The following is a 21613-nucleotide window of genomic DNA, read 5'->3' as shown; positions in this document are numbered from 1 at the left end:
TTGCAGAAGTCATGGCACGCTTCACGGCAAGTGCATCAGCCGAAATCTGTCTGATAATTCTGACAATCGGGTCAACTTGGGAGAACGAGACTTGTCTCAAACCGTAAGTAATCGCGATAAACTCTTATGTCCGGACGAACTTCAGGCTGGCACTGATGGTTGGATCACATCCGCATTCTATTTGGGTAAGAGTTTGAGCTAAGTTGTGAGATATTTTTGCGTGAGATTTGTCGGGGAATTTCCGCCAGCCAAAAGAGCGGTCGTCTATGAAATGGTGTGTAGTGTACACTTTGCGCGGTTGTCCTCTTGGACGATCACGCGCTGATTAGAGATGCTTTGAAATTCGGCTGTCGCTGGTATCTGACTTCATGTTGGTCGGCGTTTACTGCACCAGTTGGGCGTTAATCGAAGGGCTGCGCGGTCAGGAAGCTGATTTGTCGATTACCAACTGACTGAAATGAACTTGATGGCTTGCGTCTGATTCAAATGGTGCGAGCCCACTATCCCAATCTAAGGATTGTGATTTTCTCTTCATCGGAACGCCCCGCGACCGTGAGCATGAGTATTCGCGCTGGTGCCAACGGTTTTGTGGGCAAATCCCAGGAAACAGGCGAATTGTTGCGGGCTATCCGTATGTTGGCGCTCGAGCGTATTTATCTGGCGCCGGCCATGGCGGCCGAGCTGGATAAACTGCCAACTCCGCAGGCTGTGGATATTGATCAGTCTTTCGATGGGGACAAGGTACTGGCAGACCACCCTGAACTCTCTCCGAAGGAAAGCGAGGTGCTACGCTGCTGCTTGGAAGGAATGTCGGTGTCTCAGATTGCTACCAAATGTTTGCGCAGTTGCAAGACCATCAGCGGACAAAAGCAGGCAGCATTTCGAAAGCTCGGGGTCCGCACGGATACCGAGTTTTTCAAGTTGCAAATACATTTGAAAGAGGTTTTATTCTTTAGGTGGTTACGTCAAATTATTGCGCTTGGCGATAACAAAGAGTTTCACAGTGGACGTTGCATTTGGTTTTTGAAGTAAGCGCCTTTTATAGGTGCTGATTGTTTCGCCACTTAATAACATACGGTCAGCAATTTCCTTATTGCTCATGCCTTGGGCCAAGTGCTGTAAAATCCTCAGTCCACGGTTTGACAGTGTCTCGAGTTTTTTCTGTTCTTCGCCCCCTGTTATACCACCCGCCGAGCTACAAGTCTGGCTCGGGAAATAACTGTAGTTGGCATTAACGGCCCTTGCCGCGTTTACCAGCTCGCGCAAATCGCTCTGCTTATTAACGAAGCCGTGAGCTCCCATTTGCAGGCAGCGAGATGCGATATGGCCAGGTTCCAGTCCCGTCAGCACAATGATTTTGACCATCCACTTTCGCGCTAAAATGCGGTTGATCACTGTGTAAACATCGATTCCGGGGATTCCGATATCAAGGATCACTGTGCAAGGCTGTAGCGTTGCCAGCAGGCGCAATGCATCGACCCCGTTGTCAGTCTGAGCGGCAACGTGCAGACCTTCTGCTTTCAATAGATGAGCGATCGCCATGCGCACGGTGGGATGATCGTCAACGATAAGTATTTGATGGGCCATGGTTGAATACACCAAGCAAACGGTCAAAAAAGCTTAATGTATTTCCTAGCCATTCGGCCTAGTAAAGTAGCCCTTGAGTGCGACTTTTGAGACAAGTCTCAGTTTAATTACTTTGCTTTGTTGACAGTCTAGCCCTCTGATTTATTAGAGCCTCAACTAAAAATTGCGTTGGGCAGGATGAGGGAAATGATTGATAAACATACCAGAGTGCTGATTATCGAGCCGGTATTTGCTCAGGCACAGCTTATTGAGAAAATGCTTAACATGATGGGGTGTTACTGCGTTGCTGCAACCTCAAACGTTGAAGAGGGATTGTTGTTAAATCGATATGGATTGAAAAATTTTGACGTTCTTATTGCGCCCCTTTCGGTTTTGATACTGGAGCATTCGCAGGTGAACCGCTTCAAAGGCTTCAATATTAGGAATCTCTTCCTTTATGCGTGCTCACCTCATGACCACAATATACCGATCTTAGTGAAAGGAGAGGCCTGCTTTAGTGGTGGTTTGCCTGAGTACGAAGTTTTACAGAAGTTTATGGCAAGGTTCACCAAACCAAGGCGTGCCTCTAGCGGCCCTGTGGAAGCGTTTCGCATGGGGGGTTAACGTTTTGAAGCACAGAACTGCGTCAACCTGAGAGTATATAGACCTATCGCCAATCATCACTGTGAAAAATAGTACTTTGTTTTCGCCATAAGCTTGCAAGGTCACTATAGAACCCGGGGCGATTCAGTTTGTAGTTAAGCACGTCGCAGTCTCACCGTTATTTTCCGACGGCGCAGTCATCTGGATCGATCCGGCTGGATATGTAGTCGCTAGATCTCACAAAGTAGAAGGTTGGTTTGAAGATTCGGAGCATTACTACTTCGAGCTTCAAGTGGAGTCCGCCACTATATTGGAATCGGCCTACCAGCGACACCGTCTTTCATAAGCTAGCTTTAAATCAACCACCTCCGTTTTTAGGAGGTGGGACCAGCTTTGACTGCTATTTCATGTTGTTTTTGGCTTTTTAAGTGTTTTTTCTAGTTTGCCAATAGCCACTATTGGCTGATTATCTCCGATCATAAAAGGCCGGTTCCGACCGATTTTCTTGAAAATTAGATTTCAAAATTGCACTGCCGCAGCAGTGAACAGTCGATCTATTAGGGGCGCGTATACGCGGTGATCTCGCGTTGGGTAAGGGCTTAAGTCCCCCGTTAAAACGCCCCCTTTGTCTGTAAAGTTGCGGCCAGTGACTAAGTATTGATTGACTAGCGTATCGATACAGCTTTCTAGCCTCGGCTTGCTTGAACCGCTGAGACGGAAAGGCTACCAGTGGCGGCTTCTTGAATGTGTTCGCTCCACCAGTTCATCATTGGGCGTCTGCGGTCGATGTAGTCCGCACGGTTGTAGGCACTGCGTACCTCGTCTTTATCGACGTGGGCGAGCGCAACCTCGATCAATTCAGGCTCAAAGCCGTGCTCGTTGAGGATGGTGCTCGCCATTGAACGCATGCCATGACTTACCAAGCGCCCTTCGAAGCCCATCCGCTTCAGCGCCATATTGGCTGTCTGGCTGTTGCAGTGAGTGCGCGGGTCTCTGTCAGCAGGGAATACAAACTCTCGATGGCCGCTATAGGGTTTGATGGTCTCCAGCAGAGCAAGTGCGTGCTCGGTCAGCGGTATGGCGTGTGGGCGTCGCTTTTTCATGCGTTCGGCAGGGATTGTCCAGATCTTCCTTTCGAGGTCGATGTCAGCCCAGCAAGTTGTAGCGGCTTCCGCAGGGCGCGTCATGGTGTGAAGCTGCCATTCGATTAAGCAGCGGGTTGTCCTTTTGATGCTCGCGTTGGCGATTGCAATCATCAGTTCTGGCAGTTCTTCTGGTCGAAGAGCCGCCATGTTCTGCTTTTTCGGTTTCTTGAAAACGCCCCGGATGCCGCTGAGAGGATTGGCGAAGATCACCCCCGAGTTCACGCCATAGATCATGATTTCATTGAGCCTTTGAGTCAGTCGCTTCACTGTCTCCAAGCTGCCTTTCGCTTCCAAGGGGCGGAGCAATTCGATGACCATTGGCGCAGTGATTCGCGAGAGAGGTGTAGTTCCGAGCTTTGGAAATACGTGCAGGATGAGAGAGCGCCATATGTCTTCGGCATAGGCCGGTGTAACGACATCCTGCTTTAGCTCAAACCAAGTAGCAGCTACGTTCTCGAACGTGTGCTCAGTTGCTGCTTTTTTTGTTTGCGTCAACGCATTGCGTTGCTCTTTCGGGTCGATGGCTTGTGCAAGCAGTTCTCTGGCTTCGACCGTTTTCTTTCTTGCTTGCGCGAGAGAGAGCTCTGGGTAGGTGCCGAGTCCCATGTTGATACGATTCTTCGTTACCGGATGACGGTAGTTGAAGTTCCATAGCGTAGAGCCATTGATTCTCACTCGCAATTGAAGGCCGTCGCCATCGCTGAGGACGTAATCTTTATCTTTCGGCTTGATAGCTTTGAGCTGACGATCAGAGAGGCGGGTGGCTTGGGCGCACATGAGGTATTCCACGACATCGTTCGGTATTCCAAAAATTACCACTGAAGGGCTTGGAATACCATGTGGAATACCAATGGTTGTAGATTCTATCGGACGTCTTTGGACGCTGATGGCCCTGAAAGCCCCGTATTTGCTGGATTACAGGCACAAAAAAAGACGTCCGTGGACGTCTTTAGATGTTGAAGTGGTGGAGCCGGGGGGATTTGAACCCCCGTCCGCCAGTACTCCGCTGTCGGTACTACATGCGTAGCCGTTTCTATTAAGTTAACCCTCAGCGACCCGAAGGGCAGGGTGCTTTGGGCGAGTTGTGTAAGTTTTAGCCGCTTCGTCCACAACGTACTGCACGGCGATTCTGTTCTATATGACAATCACTTTGGGTTTACAGACATCCCCTGGTGATTGCTGGACCCGAAGGTACCAGAAGCTCAGGGCTAAGGCTGCTTACGCAGCGAGAGCGAATTCCTGGCCGTAGTTTTCGTCATTGGCAACTATAAGAAGTTGCAACAGTGGATTTACGAGTTCTGTTACCAACTCGGCATGCACCTAAAGTTTCGCGACCGGCGTCGAATCCTAAACGGCCCCGTGCTTGTAACTCGTTGTTTCTTAGTGAGTGACAAGCCTGTGCAGTGTACGCCAAAAGCTCAGCGAAGGCCAACCCGAAGGTTGGCCCTATCGCTTACTGACCGCCTTTCTCGCTGTTCTGCAGGTCTTGCAGGGCCTTGGAGGTGATTTCGATGCACTTCTTGTCATCCCCTGCGGCGTGGGCGGCCTTGGCTTGGGAGACGGCGGTGTCTATTTCGCCACTTTTGCCACTGGTGTCGGTGGCGAGCAGGGCTTTGCCGTTGTTGATTTTGTCCAGGTTGATCTGGCACAGGTCTTTGTCACCGGCAGCGAAAGCGGGGGAGGCGAGCATCGCAGCGGTCATGAACAAGCCAGCAAGAGCGGAACGCTTCATAGGGTGTCTCCTTGCGCAAAAGGGCTCGACGCTGCTGGCGTGTAACCGCTGCCAGCGACATCACTGATGGGCCTCGTTGGTCGAGGCCTATGCAGATGACTGCGCCGGTGCGTCAGGGTTCGGTTTTTTTGCCGGGTCAGTGGGCGCGGGCGCGGGTGACGCGGTCTACCAGGTAGACCAGGCCGTGGTAGTCGATGCCGCCATGCTGGCTCAGGCCGATCTCGCAGGTGCGGCTGGTGGAGATGCCTTCGCTGCAATATTGCACGGCGTCCTTGAGTGAGCGCAGGGCGTGGGCGTTGAGTTGCGGGGTGGTGAAGCCTTTGTCGCCGGCAAAGCCACAGCAGTGAATGCCTTCGGGGATGACGACGGTTTTTGCACAGCGCCGGGCCAGTTCGATCAGGGCCTGGCTTTCGCCTAGGTGCTGGGTGCTGCACGTGACGTGTACGGCGATGGGGGCTTCCTGCGGCGTGAAGTCGAGGCGGTCCATTAGGTGGGTGCGGATAAAGCGTACCGGGTCGTAGAGGTCCAGGCGGGTTTCGCCGAGGTCTTGTACCAGGCGCAGGGTGCAGGGGCTGGTGTCGCAATAGATTGGGTCGAGGCCGCCTCGGCTGGCGTGGAGCAGGGCGCCGATCAGTTCCTGGCGCTTGTGTTCGGCCTGCTCGGCGTAGCCTTTGGAGGCGAAGGGCTGGCCGCAGCACAGGTTGTCTTGATTGTCGGGGAATACGACCTGGTAACCGGCTTTTTCCAGGAGGTTGCGGGTTTTGTCGTACAGCGACATCTGTTCTTTATCGCCGGCAGCCGGGCCCATGGCGCGTGAGACGCAGGCGGCCAGGTAGATCACTCGCGGGCGCTCATCCATTACCGGCGGGCTGAAGCGAATGGCTTTTTCCGGTTGTGGCATGGCATTGGTCCACTGCGGGATTTGCCCTTTGGACAGTCTGTTCACGGTGGCCGACCACTTTGTCAGGCGCGGGGCACCCAATAACATGCGTGCACCATTGGCGACGTGCAGGGTGAAGCGCGCGCCTTGCAGTGCGGTGGCGAAATGGCTGGCGAGCCATTCTGCGGTTTTCGTACGGTCGGCATCGCAGCTGCGCAGCTTTTTCACCAGGTCGCCGGTATTGATGCCTACAGGGCAGCGTTGGGCGCATAGCCCGGTGGCGGCGCAGGTGTCGATGCCTTGATAGTGGTAGGCCGCTTCCAGTTCGGTGGTGTCTACGCCTGCGCGGCGTTTGGCCTGGATGTCGCGCCAGATCACAATGCGCTGGCGCGGGCTCAGGGTCAGGCCTTTTGAGGGGCACACGGGTTCGCAGAAGCCACACTCGATGCACTTGTCCACAAGCTCATCGGCGGCGGGCAGGGGCTTGAGGTGTTTGAGGTGGATTTGCGGGTCTGCGCTGAGCACCACATCCGGGTTGAGGATGCCGTTGGGGTCGAGCAGGCGCTTGAGTTGCCACATCAATTGATAGGCGTCGCTGCCCCATTCCAGTTCAACGAACGGCGCCATATTGCGACCAGTGCCGTGCTCGGCCTTCAGCGAGCCACCGAATTCCACCGCCACCAGTTGCGCGACGTCGTCCATGAACGCTTGATAGCGTGCGACTTCTTCGCTGCTGTTGAAGCCCTGGGTGAACACAAAGTGCAGATTGCCTTCCAAGGCGTGTCCGAAAAGGATGGCTTCGTCGTAGTGATGTTTGTCGAACAGTTCGATCAGGCGGTTTACGCCGATCGCCAGTTGTTCGACGGGGAAGGTGACGTCCTCGATGATCACGGTGGTGCCGGTTTTGCGCACGGCGCCTACGGCGGGGAAGGTGTCTTTGCGGATCGCCCACAGGCGGGCGTTTTCCACGGGGTCTTCGGTAAAGTCGACCTGTTTTTCTACGGGAAACGCCGCCAGAGAGGCCATGATCAGCGTTAGTTGTTCGTGCAGTAATGACGGCGAGGCCGCGCGGGATTCGATCAGCAGTGCGCAGGCATTTTCCGATAAGTGTTGTACGAATGCGGGCATACCCGGTTTGTCTTGTACCGAGCGCATGCTGCGTCGGTCCAGCAGCTCAACGGCGGAAACCGGCTGGGTTTTCAGCACCGTTACTGCGTTGCAGCATGTTTCGACATCCGGGAACACGATCAGCGCCGAGGCTTTGTTCGGGTGATCGATCACCGTGTCGTAGGTGACCGCACTGATAAACCCCAGGGTGCCCTCGGAGCCGACCAGTAGGTGGCTGAGGATATCCAGCGGGTCGTCGAAATCCACCAGAGCGTTGAGCGACAGGCCGGTGGTGTTTTTCAGACGGTATTTGTGGCGAATCTTCGCAGCCAGTTCAGCGTTTGCCCGCGTCTCGCGGCCCAACGTGGCCAGGCGTTCAAGCAGTGCACTGTGTGTTTGGCGGAAGGCTTGCACGCTGGCGGCATCTTCGGTGTCCAGGCGGCTGCCATCGGCCAGTACCAGACGAATGCCCGCCAGGGTGTGATAGGTGTTTTGTGCCGTACCGCAGCACATGCCGCTGGCATTGTTGGCAACGATGCCGCCAATTTTGCAGGCGTTGATCGACGCCGGGTCCGGGCCGATCTTGCGCCCGAACGGCGCGAGCCAGGCGTTGGCCTGGGCGCCGATGACGCCGGGTTGCAGGCGGATCTGTGTGCCTTGCCCACGAATTTCGCGGTGATTCCAATTGTCGCCGAGCACGATCAGCACCGAGTCGCTGATGGCCTGGCCGGACAGGCTGGTGCCCGCTGCCCGGAAGGTCACCGGCACGTGATCGCGCTGGGCCAGTTGCAGCAGTGCGACGACTTCGTCTTCTGACTCCACGCGGATCACCAGCTGTGGGATCAATCGGTAGAAGCTGGCGTCGGTGCCGAAGGCGAGGGTGGAAAGTGGATCGTCGAAGCGGCGATCTTGCGGGATCAGTTGTGCGACGTCGCTGAGAAAAGCAGCAGGCAGGCTCATCGGTCCTCCAGAAATAGCAGACGCCGGCATCGTTGTCCGGCGTCGATTCTTACCCTATTACGTGCAGGTCTCAGTGCACCAGCATACCGGTGAACCAGTACGCCTGCGCCAGGGTGATCAACCCGACGATGGTGGCAAAGAACAGGCTGTGCTTGAGGGTAAAGCGGAACAGATCGGACTCCTTGCCCACCAGGCCCGTGGCTGCGCAGGCCACGGCGATCGATTGCGGCGAGATCATTTTGCCGGTCACGCCGCCGCTGGTGTTCGCCGCTACCAGCAGGGTGTCGTTGACGCCAATCTGGTGGGCGGTGGTGGCTTGCAGCGAGCTGAATAGGGCGTTGGATGAGGTGTCCGAGCCGGTCAGGAAAACCCCCAGCCAGCCGAGGAATGGCGAGAAGAATGGGAAGGCGGCGCCGGTGCCAGCCAGTACCAGGGCCATGGTCGAGGACATGCCGGAGTAGTTGGTGACGAAGGCGAACGCCAGCACCATGCCGATGGACAGGATCGGCCAGCGCAGCTCAAAGAAGGTTTCTTTTAAAGTGGTAAGACCAGTTTTGATGTCGATTTTCAGCACCAGCATCGAGACCAGCGCGGAGAAGAAGATCGCGGTGCCGGTGGCCGAAATCGGGTCCAGCTTGAAGACGGCGGGGATGGCGGTGGGGTTGGTGACGATGGGTGCGACTTTGATCACCAATTGGTCCAGGTGGGGGATCGCGAAGTTGAACACCCAGCTGTACATCGAACCGCCCGCGGCGAACATGGCCTTGAAGGGTTTGAGGGTCCAGATGGTGACCAGCACGGTCAGGATCAGGAACGGCGACCAGGCCTTGAAGATTTGCCCCAGGCTGTAGGGTGAAACCACTGTGCTGCGCGGCAAACCGAAGCCGCCGGCGCTGGAGGTGACCGCTACGCTGGAGGTGGCACCGGCAATCTGCGCGCCTGCGGTGCGCTTGGGTTGCCAGATTTTCAGGAACAGTGTGAGGGCGATCAGGCTGGCGAGTGCCGAGGTGATGTCCGGCAGTTCCGGGCCAATGAAGTTGGAGGTGAAGTACTGGGTGACGGCAAAGCTCAAGCCGGCCACCAAGGCTGCCGGCCAGGTTTCACGCACGCCGCGCAGGCCGTCCATCATGAACACCAGCCAGAAGGGCACAAACAGCGACAGCAGCGGCAGTTGGCGGCCGGTCATGGCGCCGATCTTGAACGCATCGATGCCGGTGACCTGGCCTGCGACGATGATCGGAATGCCCAGTGCGCCGAACGCCACCGGCGCGGTGTTGGCGATCAGGCACAAGCCCGCGGCGTACAGCGGATTGAAGCCCAGGCCCACCAGCAACGCAGCGGTGATTGCCACGGGTGCGCCGAACCCGGCCGCGCCTTCCAGGAAGGCGCCAAAGCAGAAGCCGATCAGCAGCACCTGCAAGCGTTGGTCATCGGTGATCGACAAGACGGAGCTGCGGATGATCTCGAACTGCCCGCTCTTGACCGTCAGCTTGTAGAGGAACACCGCCGCCACGATGATCCAGGCGATGGGCCACAAGCCATAGGCAAAACCGTAACCGGCCGCTGCCAGGGCCATGTCGACCGGCATCTGGAAGGCGAATATGGCGACCAGGATCGACAATGCCAGGGTGATGCTGCCGGCCACATGGCCTTTGAGGCGGAATACGGCCAGGGCCAGGAAGAAGAACACGATTGGAATAACGGCGGCCAGTGCGGACAGGCCGAGGCTGCCGAGAGGGCTGTAGAGCTGTTGCCAGGTTTGCATATGGGGTGGCCCCTGATTGTTGTTGTTTGATCAGCTTGGATAATTGGTAATACCAATTTACAATCGCTGTGGGCTAGATTAAGAGCCTTGGCAGGGGTGTGTCAATTTGCCGCTCGTCAAACTTTGGTCTGAGAGTGGCTGTCGAGTGTTCTGATCGGGTAAATCGAAGGTGTTCTGATAGGTGCTGCGGGCGCGGCGATAGGCCAGAATAGGGGCCCCGGCGAGTGGTCGGGATGGTGGAGAGTGAGTTATGGGGTTTGATCAGGTGCGTCAGCGCCGTTTGTCTGACGATATTGTCGAGCAGCTTGAGGGCATGATCCTTGAGGGCACGTTGAAGTCGGGCGAGCGCTTGCCGGCCGAACGCGCTTTGGCTGAACAGTTTGGTGTGTCGCGCCCTTCATTGCGTGAGGCGATCCAGAAGTTGGCGGCCAAGGGGTTGCTGGTCAGTCGACAGGGCGGCGGCAACTATGTGGTGGATTCCCTGGGTTCGACCTTCAGTGATCCGCTGCTGCATCTGCTGGAAAACAATCCCGAGGCGCAGCGCGACCTTCTGGAGTTTCGCCAGACTCTGGAGGCTTCGTGTGCTTATTACGCGGCATTGCGTGCTACCGAGGTCGACCGTGAGCGACTGACGGCGGCGTTCGAAGCGCTGCAGGACTGCTATGCGCGAGCCGACGAGGTGAGCCGAGTGGAGGAGGGCGCTGCGGATGCAAGGTTTCACTTGGCGATCGCCGAGGCCAGTCATAACGCGGTGCTGCTGCACACCATTCGCGGGTTGTTCGACTTGCTCAAGCGCAACGTGGTGACCAATATTGGCGGTATGTATCAGCAGCGCACCGAGACCCGCGACATGCTGATCAGTCAGCACCGGGACTTGTACCTGGCGATTATCGAGGGGCGGGCCGAGCAGGCGCGCGACGTTTCAACACGTCACCTGTTGTACGTGCAGGAAGTGTTGGAGGAAGTGCGTCAGGAGGTTCAGCGGGTAGCGCGGGCGGAGCGACGTAAGGGCATGTAGCCACGGGGGTTGCCCGCGGCTACATCATCACAAGGGTTAGTCTTCCTTGCCCTTGTTGCGCACGGCGCGATGCAGTTCGCGATTGGAGTCGCGCTCGCGTTCGGTGTCGCGCTTGTCGTATTCCTTCTTGCCCTTGCCCAGTGCGATTTCGCACTTGACCAGGTGCTTGCTCCAGTACCACGACAGGCAGACGCACGCGTAGCCTTTTTGCTGCACGGCCGCGGCGAGCTTTTCGAGTTCGCGGGCATTGAGCAACAGCTTGCGCGTGCGCACCGGGTCGGCAATCACGTGGGTGCTCGCGGTGGTCAGCGGGGTGATATGACTGCCGAGCAGCCACGCCTCGCCATCCTTGAGCAGCACATAGCTGTCGACCAGCTGCAGTTTGCTGGCACGCAGACTTTTTACTTCCCAGCCGGCCAGGACCAGACCAGCCTCGAACCGATGTTCGATGAAGTAATCGTGTCGCGCCTTTTTATTTTGCGCGATGGTCCCTGTGGGGTGTTTCTTTTGTTTAGCCATAGGGGCGGCATTATAGGGAGTTGCGAGCGTGTCGGCTACGGTCAACCTGCGTGCTTGAGCGTGTTGGACGAATCCCGGACAATACGGGCAGTTCTTTGGTTTTTTTCTCTCGCGGATCGGGCTGTACTTTCGCGACGTTTGCCTTAAGCAGTGGAAGTAACGCTCACATGACGACGCATATTCAACGTTCGGCCCTGCTGCCCTATCCGGCACAGGCGCTCTATGACCTGGTCAACGACGTGGCGCGTTACCCGGAATTCCTGCCTTGGTGCTCGACTGCCGAGGTTTTGGAGAGCAGTGATGAGCACATGGTCGCCAGTGTTGGTGTGGCCAAGGGTGGCCTCAGCCAGCATTTTGTTACGCGCAATGTGCTGGTGCCGGGCAAATCCATTGAAATGAATTTGCAGGAAGGGCCGTTCACCCAGCTGCACGGCGTGTGGGTGTTCAAGGCGCTGACAGATAAGGCCTGCAAGATCAGCCTGGATCTTTCGTTTGATTACGCCGGCCCCATTGTGCGGGCGACGCTGGGGCCACTGTTCAATCAGGCGGCAAATACCTTGGTGGACGCTTTCTGTCAGCGAGCCAAGCAATTGCATGGTTGATATTGAAGTGGTGTATGCCGATGTGGATCGCCAGGTTCTGCTGGCGGTGGCGATGCCGGTGGGCACAAGCCTGAGGGCGGCAGTGCTGGCGTCGGGCATTGCAGAGCATTTTCCGCAGTTGGCGTTGGCGGACTGCCCGCTGGGTATCTTCGGTAAGGTGGTGGCAGACGCTGATGTGCGTGCCGTGCAGCCGGGGGATCGGATTGAGATCTACCGGCCATTACTGGCAGACCCCAAGGAAATACGCAGGCTGCGTGCGGCGAAGGCGGCGATGCTCAAGCGAAAAAACACCTGAGCTTGCCAACCGGCAGGCAACAAAAAGCCCGGCATGCCGGGCTTTTTATCGAGCGCCGCAAAATTATTGCGGGCTGGTGTCCAGAGGCTGTGGCGTCGGGACGGGTACAGTTTCGACACCGTCGACGTCTTTCTGGATCTGGTCCAGCAAGGAGCCTGGCTTGGCCGGCACCTCGGATTTCGGCTTTTCGGCTTCCTGCGCAGGCGCGGTCACGTTGGTGCCGCTGTCCTTGCCCAGCAAGGCTTCATCGCGGCTTACGCCGGGCATGAAGTCACCGGACAGGCTCACGAGCTGGTCATTGCCATTGAAGATGACACTGACGCGCTCCTGTTGGCGTTCACCGCCACCAGGCTGCAGGCTGTAGAGATAATCCCAGCGATCGGCATGGAATGTGTCGGTCAGCAGGGGGTTGCCCATGATAAACCGTACTTGCCGTCGGGTCATTCCCGGGCGTAACTGGTCTATCATGTCCTGCGTGACGACATTGCCCTGCTGGATGTCGATTTTGTAAACCCCGGGGAATGAACAACCGGCGAGTGCGAGCAGTCCCACAAAGGTGAAACTGGTTAGCAAGAGCTTGGTGTTTTGCATCGGTGGGCGACTTCCACTATCTTGGCTGGGACAACGTAAACGCCGATCATACCCGTATTAAGAGAAGCTGCGAAGCAGCATCCGCGAGAAAGCTAACCATGGTTGAAAATAGCGAACTACGCAAAGCCGGTCTCAAAGTGACTCTGCCACGAGTCAAGATTCTACAAATGCTCGATTCTGCTGAGCAACGCCACATGAGTGCCGAGGATGTTTACAAGGCGCTGATGGAGTCTAACGAGGACGTCGGCCTGGCCACGGTTTACCGTGTACTGACCCAGTTTGAAGCCGCAGGGCTGGTGGTTCGCCATAATTTCGACGGCGGTCATGCAGTATTCGAACTGGCTGACGGTGGTCACCATGACCACATGGTTGACCTGGATACCAATGAGGTTATCGAGTTCACCAGCCCTGAAATCGAAGCGCTGCAGCATAAGATTGCTGAGGAGCACGGTTTCGATTTGGTCGACCATAATCTGGTGCTGTACATCCGTAAGAAAAAGTAAAAATCGACGCAGTTTTGCTCTGCGAAACGATTGAAGGCGACCCTAGGGTCGCCTTCGTGCTTTCTATAAAGAGGAAAAGTACCCGTTCAAGCCTTCGCGGCCACGACCATTTTTTTCGCGTGAGCCAACGACTCCTTGGTCAGGTCGATACCGCCGAGCATCCGCGCAACTTCTTCTACCCGTTCGGACTTGTTCAGCTTGGAGACGGCCGTGTGCGTCGCGTCGCTGCCGCGCACCTTGTGCACAAATAGATGTTGATGCCCCTGAGCGGCCACTTGCGGCAAGTGAGTCACCGTAAGTACCTGGCCGCGATCCCCCAGGCGGCGCAACAACTGGCCAACAATCTCTGCGGTTGGCCCTCCGATGCCAACGTCTACTTCATCGAATACCAGTGTCGGTACTCGCGAGGTCTGGGCGGTGATCACCTGGATCGCCAGGCTGATCCGCGACAACTCACCGCCTGAGGCTACTTTGGCCAGCGCCTTGAGTGGCTGACCGGGATTGGCGCTGACCAGCAGTTCTACCTGCTCCAGCCCATGGGGCTGCAGTTCGTGGCTGGCGTTGACGCGCAGTTCGATGGTGAAGCGCCCGCCCGGCATACCCAGGCGCTGGATTTCCTGCTCGACGGCGCTGGCCAGGCTGGTGGCGGCCTGTTGGCGCAGGTCGCTCAGCTCCTGGGCCTTCTCCTGATAATGTCGGGCAAACGAAGCGAGTTCCTCGCCGAGTCGCTCGATGGACTCGTCGTTGGCATTCAGTGTGTCGATTTCATCCAGCAGCTTCTGTTGCATGGCAGCCAGTTCAGTGGGCTGGATTCGATGCTTGCGCGCCAGGGTGTAGATAGTGTCCAGGCGTTCTTCTATTTCCTGCAGGCGTGCCGGATCGGCGTCGAAGTGGTCCAGGAAGCGGTTGAGTTCGCCGACAGCTTCTTCAACCTGGATCTGTGCGCTGGTGAGCAGGGTAGTGGCCTCATTCAACGAACCGGAAGCATTGTTCACGCTGGACAGGCGATTGAGGCTGGCTGTCAGTGCGTTGAGCACATTGCCCGAGTCACTCTCGCTGCATTGCTCGACGACCTGGCGGCAGATACCCAGCAAGGTCTCTGCATTGGTCAGGTTCTTGTGTTCCTGCTCAAGCTGCTCCAGTTCGGTCTCGCCCAGGCCCAGGCTTTCAAGCTCTTCGAGTTGATAGCTGAGCAGTTGGTGGCGGGCGCGTTGTTCATCGCCGGAGTTGGAGAGGCGTTCCAGTTCCTGGCGTGTCTGGCGCCAGCGTTGGGCGGCCAGTTGAACCTGGCGGGCAAGGTCGGTGGCGCCGGCGTATTCGTCGAGCAGTCGGCGGTGAGTATCGGTTTTGAGCAGGGACTGGTGTTCATGCTGGCTGTGGATATCGATCAGCAGCTCACCCAGGGCTTTCAAGTCGCCAAGTGGGCACGGCGTGCCGTTGATATAGCCGCGGGAGCGACCTTCGGCAGTGATTACCCGGCGCAAGATGCACGGCCCTTCATTGTTCAGGTCGCGCTCGACCAGCCATGCCTCGGCCTCGGGAATGTCGGCCAGGTCAAAGGTGGCCAGGATATCGGCTTTGTCGGAGCCTGGGCGTACCACGCCACTGTCGGCGCGGTCGCCGAGGGTCAGGCCGAGGGCGTCGAGCATGATCGACTTGCCGGCGCCGGTTTCGCCTGTGATTACGCTCATCCCGCGATCCAGTTCGAGATCCAGATGTTCAACGATTGCGTAGTTATGTACAGACAGGTGCACGAGCATGACGGCCGCTCCCAGGCTTGAGGTCTGGTTATTTATACAGTGTTTTGTTTGTGGCTGACAATCCTGGCGCTTAGCTCGATTTGCTTGATCAATAGTTTTTTTTAGCGTGATGAGGAATGTAGGGGCAGGAAATGATTCGAGTCATGCGAAAGACTTTTGGTAACGCCCGCGCCCTTGAACCTGGAAATTGTGGCCCCATATACCGGAACAGAAGCGCGAGTCGAGATCGCGCATGATTTTGAAAGGAGAAATCTATGGCTGACGAACAGACGCAGGATACGCAAACTCCAGACGCCAATGCGGCTGCCGGTGATGAGCTGGCCACCCGCGTGCAAGTGCTCGAAGAGCAATTGTCCGCTGCGCAGGATCAATCGTTGCGTGTTGCCGCCGATCTGCAGAACGTCCGCCGCCGTGCCGAGCAGGACGTAGAAAAGGCTCACAAATTCGCGCTGGAAAAATTCGCTGGCGATCTGCTGCCGATCATCGACAGTCTTGAACGTGGTCTTGAGTTGTCTGACCCGGCCGACGAAAACATCCGCCCAATGCGTGAAGGCATCGAGCTGACGCTGAAAATGTTCCAGGACACCCTGAAGCGTTATCAGCTGGAAGCGATCGATCCGCAAGGCGGCGAGCCGTTCAACGCCGAGCATCACCAGGCCATGGCCATGCAGGAAAGCCACGACCTGGAGCCTAACAGCGTGATGAAGGTGTTCCAGAAGGGTTACCAGCTCAATGGTCGCTTGATGCGCCCGGCAATGGTGGTGGTGAGCAAGGCTCCTGCACCCGCTGCACCTTCTATTGATGAGCAGGCTTGAAATCCGCCGCAAGGCCCCCATCTATAAGTCAAGCGTTTAAGTGCTACCGCAGTTAGCCACAACTGCTGCGGCAACCAAATTCAAAGTTCGGGAGAGTAAATCATGGGCAAAATTATCGGTATTGACCTGGGGACCACCAACTCCTGCGTCTCCGTGCTGGAAAACGGCGTTGCAAAAGTTATCGAAAACGCCGAAGGCGCACGTACCACTCCGTCGATCATCGCTTACGCCAACGACGGTGAAATCCTCGTCGGTCAATCGGCCAAGCGTCAGGCGGTGACCAACCCGCACAACACCCTGTACGCGGTAAAGCGTCTGATCGGTCGTAAGTTCGACGAAGAAGTCGTACAGAAAGACATCAAGATGGTCCCTTACAAAATCGCCAAGGCTGACAACGGTGACGCCTGGGTTGAAGTAAACGGCCAGAAAATGTCGCCGCCGCAAATCTCGGCTGAAATCTTGAAAAAGATGAAGAAGACTGCCGAAGACTACCTCGGTGAAGCAGTGACTGAAGCGGTGATCACCGTTCCTGCCTACTTCAACGACAGTCAGCGTCAGGCAACCAAAGACGCCGGCCGCATCGCGGGTCTGGACGTAAAACGTATCATCAACGAGCCAACCGCAGCCGCTCTGGCTTACGGCATGGACAAGGCCAAGGGCGACCACACTGTGATCGTCTACGACCTGGGTGGCGGTACTTTTGACGTCTCCGTGATCGAGATCGCAGAAGTTGACGGCGAGCACCAGTTCGAAGTGTTGGCCACCAACGGTGACACCTTCCTGGGTGGTGAAGACTTTGACATCCGTCTGATCGACTACCTGGTAGACGAATTCAAGAAAGAAAGCGGCATGAACCTCAAGGGTGACCCGCTGGCCATGCAGCGCCTGAAAGAAGCCGCTGAAAAAGCCAAGATCGAGCTGTCTTCCGCTCAGTCGACCGACGTCAACCTGCCGTACATCACTGCAGACGCTACCGGTCCTAAGCACTTGAACGTGAAAATCTCGCGCTCCAAGCTCGAAGCTCTGGTTGAAGACCTGGTTCAGCGCACCATCGAGCCTTGCCGTATCGCACTGAAAGACTCCGGTATCGACGTTGGCTCGATCAACGACGTGATCCTGGTCGGCGGTCAGACCCGTATGCCGCTGGTTCAGAAGCTGGTAACCGAGTTCTTCGGCAAAGAAGCACGTAAAGACGTGAACCCGGACGAAGCTGTTGCCATGGGTGCTGCCATCCAGGGTGCGGTATTGGCCGGTGACGTAAAAGACGTATTGCTGCTGGACGTGAGCCCGCTGACCCTGGGTATCGAAACCATGGGTGGCGTGATGACTGCGCTGATCGAGAAAAACACCACGATTCCTACCAAGAAATCCCAGGTGTTCTCGACTGCCGATGACAACCAGGGCGCCGTGACCATTCACGTGCTGCAAGGTGAGCGCAAGCAAGCCGCGCAGAACAAGTCCCTGGGCAAGTTCGACCTGGCTGAGATTCCACCAGCACCACGTGGCGTGCCACAAATCGAAGTGACCTTCGACATCGACGCCAACGGCATCCTGCACGTCGGCGCGAAAGACAAGGCAACCGGCAAAGAGCAGAAGATCACCATCAAGGCCAACTCCGGTCTGTCTGATGAAGAAATTCAACAGATGATTCGTGATGCTGAAGCCAACGCTGATGCGGATGCCAAGTTTGCTGAGCTGGCTGGCGCCCGTAACCAGGGTGATGCGCTGGTTCACTCCACTCGCAAGATGATCGCTGATGCTGGCGACAAAGTGACCGAAGAAGAGAAAACCGCAATCGAAGCGGCCTTGGTTGCCTTGGAAGCCGCCATCAAAGGTGACGACAAGGCTGCCATCGAAGCCAAGATCGAGGAGCTTTCGAAAGTCTCCGCACCGGTCGCTCAGAAAATGTACGCCGAACAAGGCCAGCCGGCTGATGGTGCTGCGCAGCAGGCAGAGCCAGAAGCCAAGCACGACGATGTTGTCGATGCCGAGTTCGAAGAAGTCAAAGAAGACCAGAAGAAGTAACTTGGTCGCCCGGTTGACCGCTCACAAGCGGTGACTGGTAGGATGTCGCCGCGCGGGAGCTTGCTCCCGCGTTGGCGTGTCTGGGGTATGCGAATTTTTACAGCATGCGACAACGCTCGGATGCTGGCGGTGTGATCGGGAATGCTCCTGCTTTCCGAATGGCATTCACCGCGTTTTTGGCCGGGTCCCTGGCTAAAAGCAGTAATGACCAGGATCGTTGAATTGACGTGAGTTGGGTCCGGGCCTGTATTGGGGCTCAACGAGTTTGGCAGGGTTCAGGAGGGCCAGGCCGAACGTCCTTAAGAGTGCAAAGACTTATGGCAAAGCGTGACTATTACGAAGTATTGGGTGTGGAGCGCGGGGCCAGCGAGGCGGACCTGAAGAAGGCCTACCGTCGCCTGGCGATGAAGCACCACCCCGACCGTAATCCGGATAACAAAGAATCCGAAGAGATGTTCAAAGAGGCCAATGAGGCCTACGAATGCCTGTGTGATCCCAATAAGCGTGCGGCCTACGACCAGTACGGTCATGCCGGCGTCGACCCGAGCATGGGTGGCGGCGGCGCCGGTTTCGGCGGTCAGAACTTCTCCGATATTTTCGGCGACGTGTTCAGCGATTTCTTCGGCGGTGGCCGTGGCGGTCAACGTGGCGGCGCGCAGCGTGGCAGTGACTTGCGCTACACGCTGGAGTTGAATCTGGAAGAAGCCGTGCGCGGCACCAGCGTCAATATTCGTGTGCCGACGCTGGTTAACTGCAAGCCGTGCGACGGTTCGGGTGCCAAGAAAGGCTCCTCGCCGATCACGTGCCCGACCTGTGGTGGCATTGGTCAGGTGCGCATGCAACAGGGCTTCTTCTCGGTGCAGCAAACCTGCCCGCGTTGCCATGGCCAGGGCAAGATCATTTCCGACCCGTGCGATTCCTGCCACGGTGAAGGTCGTGTTGAAGAGTACAAGACCCTCTCGGTGAAAGTGCCGGCGGGTGTGGATACCGGTGATCGTATCCGCCTGTCGGGCGAAGGCGAGGCGGGTACCCAGGGCGGTCCGACTGGCGACCTGTACGTGGTGATCAATGTGCGTGAGCACTCGATCTTCCAGCGCGATGGCAAACACCTGTTCTGCGAAGTGCCGATCAGCTTTGTCGATGCGGCCCTGGGCGGTGAGTTGGAGATTCCGACCCTTGATGGTCGAGTCAAACTCAAGATTCCCGAGGGGACACAGACTGGCAAGCAGTTCCGCATCCGTGGCAAAGGCGTTGCGCCAGTGCGCGGTGGCGGTGCGGGCGACCTGATGTGTCGTGTGGCGGTGGAAACCCCGGTCAATCTGGGCCGTCGTCAGCGCGAACTGCTCGAAGAGTTCCGCAGCTCCCTGGAAGGCGATGACTCCCATTCGCCGAAAACCACTGGCTTCTTCGATGGCGTGAAACGCTTCTTCGGCGACCTGTAAGGACGTGAATATGCGACGTATAGCCGTAATGGGCGCTGCCGGGCGCATGGGCAAGACGCTGGTCGAGGCGGTGCAGCAACGCTCGCCGGCCTCCGGGCTGACGGCGGCGATTGTTCGCCCAGGAAGCACGTTGATCGGGGCGGATGCCGGTGAGTTGGCGTCGTTGGGCCGCATCGGTGTGTCGTTGACGGGCAGCCTTGAGCAGGTGGCTGACGAGTTCGACGTGCTCATCGATTTCACCTTGCCTGACGTGATGCTGAAAAACCTGGCCTTCTGCCGCAAGGCAGGCAAGGCCATGGTGATCGGTACGACTGGTTTGAGTGCTGAGCAGAAGCAGTTGCTGGTGGAGGCGGGCAAGGATATTCCGATCGTCTTTGCTGCCAACTTCAGCGTTGGCGTGAACCTGTCGCTGAAATTGTTGGACCTGGCAGCGCGTGTGCTGGGTGATGAAGCCGATATCGAGATTATCGAGACTCATCACCGCCACAAGATCGATGCGCCATCGGGCACTGCGTTGCGCATGGGTGAAGCTATCGCTGATGCGCTGGGCCGCGATCTATCGAAAGTGGCGGTATACGGGCGTGAAGGCCATACCGGTGAGCGCGCGCGCGACACCATCGGCTTTGCAACCGTGCGCGGTGGTGATGTGGTTGGCGATCACACGGTGTTGTTCGCCACCGAAGGCGAGCGCCTGGAGATCACGCACAAGGCTTCAAGCCGCATGACGTTCGCCAAGGGCGCAGTGCGAGCTGCACTCTGGTTGGAAGGCCGCGAGCCGGGCCTGTATGACATGCGTGACGTGCTGGATCTGCACTAATCAGTAGCTTAAATGGGGCCTCGGGATTATCCTGAGGCCCCGTTTTTACCCGCTAAGCGACGTCCTGTCGCATTCTCCTGCCTTTAAGGCTCATTAGCGGTGGACCCAAAAAGCCTTTTTCTGTAAGCTACAGCTTTAGTGTGTCCACTAAAAGCGCGCAGAATAATTCGATGAAGAAGCGGGGTGACGTGTCCATACGTCACTCCGCTTTTTTACAACCTGCGATCGCCCTTTCAGGCTTTATTTACGGGAGGTCTTCTTGACTAAGCCAGCCATACTCGCCCTTGCTGATGGCAGCATTTTTCGCGGCGAAGCCATTGGAGCCGACGGTCAAACCGTTGGAGAGGTGGTGTTCAACACCGCCATGACCGGCTATCAGGAAATCCTTACCGATCCTTCCTACGCCCAACAGATCGTTACCCTGACCTATCCGCACATCGGCAACACCGGCACTACGCCGGAAGATGTCGAGTCTGATCGTGTCTGGTCGGCCGGTCTGGTGATTCGTGACCTGCCACTGGTTGCGAGCAACTGGCGTAACACGATGTCGCTGTCCGATTACCTGAAAGCCAACAATGTTGTGGCGATCGCCGGTATCGATACGCGCCGCCTCACGCGCATCCTGCGTGAAAAAGGCTCGCAGAATGGCTGCATCATGGTCGGTGACAATATTTCCGACGAGGCGGCGATTGCCGCAGCACAAGGCTTCCCTGGCCTGAAAGGCATGGACCTGGCGAAAGTCGTCAGCGTCAAAGAGAAGTACGAGTGGCGTTCCACTGTGTGGGATCTGAAGACCGACAGCCACGCGACTATCGAAGCTGCCGATCTGCCTTACCACGTGGTCGCCTACGACTACGGCGTCAAGTACAACATCCTGCGCATGTTGGTCGAGCGTGGTTGCCGCGTGACCGTGGTGCCTGCGCAAACGCCTGCCAGCGATGTGCTCGCGATGCAACCGGACGGCGTGTTCCTGTCCAACGGCCCGGGTGATCCCGAGCCATGCGACTACGCTATCCAGGCCATCAAGGACGTGCTGGAAACCGACATTCCGGTGTTCGGTATCTGCCTTGGCCACCAGCTGCTGGCTTTGGCCTCCGGCGCCAAGACCCTGAAAATGGGCCACGGCCACCACGGTGCCAACCACCCGGTACAAGACCTGGACACCGGCGTTGTGATGATCACCAGCCAGAACCACGGTTTTGCGGTGGATGAGGCCAGCTTGCCGAGTAATGTGCGCGCCATTCACAAGTCGCTGTTCGACGGTTCCCTGCAGGGCATCGAGCGCACCGACAAGAGCGCGTTCAGCTTCCAGGGCCACCCTGAAGCCAGCCCGGGCCCGAACGACGTAGCGCCGCTGTTCGACCGTTTCATCAATGAGATGGCCAAGCGACGCTGACTGAGTGCTCTGCGGGCGGCCCCGAACCTCGGTGGCCCCCGCAGGCTCTTCAAGGATTGTTCTAGACGGCTT

Annotated in this window: 19 protein-coding genes and 1 other RNA gene; 11 read left to right on the top strand and 9 right to left on the bottom strand. The window is 57.1% G+C overall.

Translation table 11 applies throughout. The features are described 5' to 3' along the window. The first annotated feature begins 471 nt into the window (after window positions 1-471). Entirely contained in the window at window positions 472-1032 is a 561-nt protein-coding gene (locus PSEBG33_RS28070) for a response regulator transcription factor (RefSeq protein WP_005791526.1), read from the top strand. Here the strand turns inward: PSEBG33_RS28070 and PSEBG33_RS29050 are convergent. After that, window positions 961-1587, bottom strand: a complete 627-nt coding sequence (locus PSEBG33_RS29050) for a response regulator transcription factor (protein WP_005791524.1) — start codon at window positions 1585-1587, stop codon at window positions 961-963. The two genes, PSEBG33_RS28070 and PSEBG33_RS29050, sit on opposite strands and share 72 nt — an antisense overlap. 186 nt (window positions 1588-1773) lie before the next feature. On the opposite strand from PSEBG33_RS29050, the gene PSEBG33_RS04225 reads away from it, so the two are divergent. Continuing rightward, window positions 1774-2190, top strand: a complete 417-nt coding sequence (locus PSEBG33_RS04225) for a hypothetical protein (protein ID WP_032803718.1) — start codon at window positions 1774-1776, stop codon at window positions 2188-2190. 665 nt (window positions 2191-2855) lie between these two features. Here PSEBG33_RS04225 and PSEBG33_RS04230 read toward each other — a convergent pair. The 5 genes from PSEBG33_RS04230 to PSEBG33_RS04245 all read right to left on the bottom strand — a co-directional run bounded on the left by PSEBG33_RS04230 (window position 2856) and on the right by PSEBG33_RS04245 (window position 9758). Further along, a complete protein-coding gene (locus PSEBG33_RS04230) occupies window positions 2856-4091 on the bottom strand; it encodes an integrase domain-containing protein (protein ID WP_005791520.1) in 1236 nt (411 codons plus the stop codon). Between the two features lie 185 nt (window positions 4092-4276). After that, window positions 4277-4673: a transfer-messenger RNA gene (ssrA, locus tag PSEBG33_RS29045) on the bottom strand. 94 nt (window positions 4674-4767) lie between these two features. After that, on the bottom strand, window positions 4768-5046 hold the full coding sequence (locus PSEBG33_RS04235; RefSeq protein ID WP_005791519.1) for a hypothetical protein: 279 nt from the start codon (window positions 5044-5046) through the stop codon (window positions 4768-4770). 136 nt (window positions 5047-5182) lie between these two features. Then, window positions 5183-7993 carry an FAD-binding and (Fe-S)-binding domain-containing protein gene (locus tag PSEBG33_RS04240; RefSeq protein WP_005791517.1) on the bottom strand — a complete coding sequence of 937 codons (2811 nt, stop codon included), beginning with the start codon at window positions 7991-7993 and terminating at the stop codon, window positions 5183-5185. 70 nt (window positions 7994-8063) lie between these two features. Next, on the bottom strand, window positions 8064-9758 hold the full coding sequence (locus tag PSEBG33_RS04245; RefSeq protein ID WP_005791516.1) for a lactate permease LctP family transporter: 1695 nt from the start codon (window positions 9756-9758) through the stop codon (window positions 8064-8066). A gap of 250 nt (window positions 9759-10008) precedes the next feature. Here PSEBG33_RS04245 and PSEBG33_RS04250 point away from each other — a divergent pair, with 250 nt between their 5' ends. Then, a complete protein-coding gene (locus PSEBG33_RS04250; RefSeq protein ID WP_005791515.1) occupies window positions 10009-10776 on the top strand; it encodes a GntR family transcriptional regulator in 768 nt (255 codons plus the stop codon). 36 nt (window positions 10777-10812) lie between these two features. Here PSEBG33_RS04250 and smpB read toward each other — a convergent pair whose 3' ends face one another. After that, window positions 10813-11295: an SsrA-binding protein SmpB gene (smpB, locus tag PSEBG33_RS04255; RefSeq protein ID WP_005791513.1), complete on the bottom strand. Its 483-nt coding sequence runs from the start codon at window positions 11293-11295 to the stop codon at window positions 10813-10815. A 167-nt stretch (window positions 11296-11462) separates the two neighbouring features. On the opposite strand from smpB, the gene PSEBG33_RS04260 reads away from it, so the two are divergent. Both PSEBG33_RS04260 and PSEBG33_RS04265 read left to right on the top strand, forming a co-directional pair. Beyond that, on the top strand, window positions 11463-11897 hold the full coding sequence (locus PSEBG33_RS04260; protein WP_005791512.1) for a type II toxin-antitoxin system RatA family toxin: 435 nt from the start codon (window positions 11463-11465) through the stop codon (window positions 11895-11897). Further along, window positions 11890-12192, top strand: coding sequence for an RnfH family protein (locus tag PSEBG33_RS04265; protein WP_005791511.1), 303 nt, complete (start codon window positions 11890-11892; stop codon window positions 12190-12192). Before PSEBG33_RS04260 ends, PSEBG33_RS04265 begins: the two co-directional genes overlap by 8 nt. A 63-nt stretch (window positions 12193-12255) precedes the next feature. On the opposite strand, the gene PSEBG33_RS04270 is transcribed toward PSEBG33_RS04265, so the two are convergent. After that, on the bottom strand, window positions 12256-12783 hold the full coding sequence (locus tag PSEBG33_RS04270; RefSeq protein ID WP_005791510.1) for an outer membrane protein assembly factor BamE: 528 nt from the start codon (window positions 12781-12783) through the stop codon (window positions 12256-12258). 98 nt (window positions 12784-12881) lie between these two features. Between PSEBG33_RS04270 and fur the strand changes: the two genes are divergently transcribed. Beyond that, complete coding sequence (fur, locus tag PSEBG33_RS04275; RefSeq protein ID WP_003194220.1) at window positions 12882-13286, top strand: ferric iron uptake transcriptional regulator; 405 nt, start codon at window positions 12882-12884, stop codon at window positions 13284-13286. Window positions 13287-13372: 86 nt separating this feature from the next. Here fur and recN read toward each other — a convergent pair whose 3' ends face one another. Next, window positions 13373-15046: a DNA repair protein RecN gene (recN, locus tag PSEBG33_RS04280; protein WP_005791507.1), complete on the bottom strand. Its 1674-nt coding sequence runs from the start codon at window positions 15044-15046 to the stop codon at window positions 13373-13375. A 254-nt stretch (window positions 15047-15300) separates the two neighbouring features. On the opposite strand from recN, the gene grpE reads away from it, so the two are divergent. The 5 genes from grpE to carA all read left to right on the top strand — a co-directional run bounded on the left by grpE (window position 15301) and on the right by carA (window position 21541). Beyond that, entirely contained in the window at window positions 15301-15861 is a 561-nt protein-coding gene (gene grpE, locus PSEBG33_RS04285) for a nucleotide exchange factor GrpE (protein WP_005791505.1), read from the top strand. Window positions 15862-15963: 102 nt separating this feature from the next. Beyond that, the gene (gene dnaK / locus PSEBG33_RS04290) at window positions 15964-17886 is read left to right on the top strand and encodes a molecular chaperone DnaK (RefSeq protein ID WP_005791503.1); all 1923 of its coding nucleotides are present in this window, start codon (window positions 15964-15966) and stop codon (window positions 17884-17886) included. A 317-nt stretch (window positions 17887-18203) separates the two neighbouring features. Further along, the gene (gene dnaJ, locus PSEBG33_RS04295; protein ID WP_005791501.1) at window positions 18204-19328 is read left to right on the top strand and encodes a molecular chaperone DnaJ; all 1125 of its coding nucleotides are present in this window, start codon (window positions 18204-18206) and stop codon (window positions 19326-19328) included. Window positions 19329-19338: 10 nt separating this feature from the next. After that, window positions 19339-20145 (top strand): 4-hydroxy-tetrahydrodipicolinate reductase, encoded by an 807-nt coding sequence (gene dapB, locus PSEBG33_RS04300; RefSeq protein ID WP_005791500.1) that lies wholly within the window; start codon window positions 19339-19341, stop codon window positions 20143-20145. A gap of 259 nt (window positions 20146-20404) precedes the next feature. Continuing rightward, window positions 20405-21541: a glutamine-hydrolyzing carbamoyl-phosphate synthase small subunit gene (carA, locus tag PSEBG33_RS04305; RefSeq protein ID WP_005791498.1), complete on the top strand. Its 1137-nt coding sequence runs from the start codon at window positions 20405-20407 to the stop codon at window positions 21539-21541. Window positions 21542-21613 lie beyond the last annotated feature (72 nt).

Source organism: Pseudomonas synxantha BG33R (assembly GCF_000263715.2).
In the GTDB taxonomy this organism is placed as follows: Bacteria; Pseudomonadota; Gammaproteobacteria; order Pseudomonadales; family Pseudomonadaceae; genus Aquipseudomonas; species Aquipseudomonas synxantha_A.
This window is presented reverse-complemented; position numbering and strand designations above follow the sequence as displayed.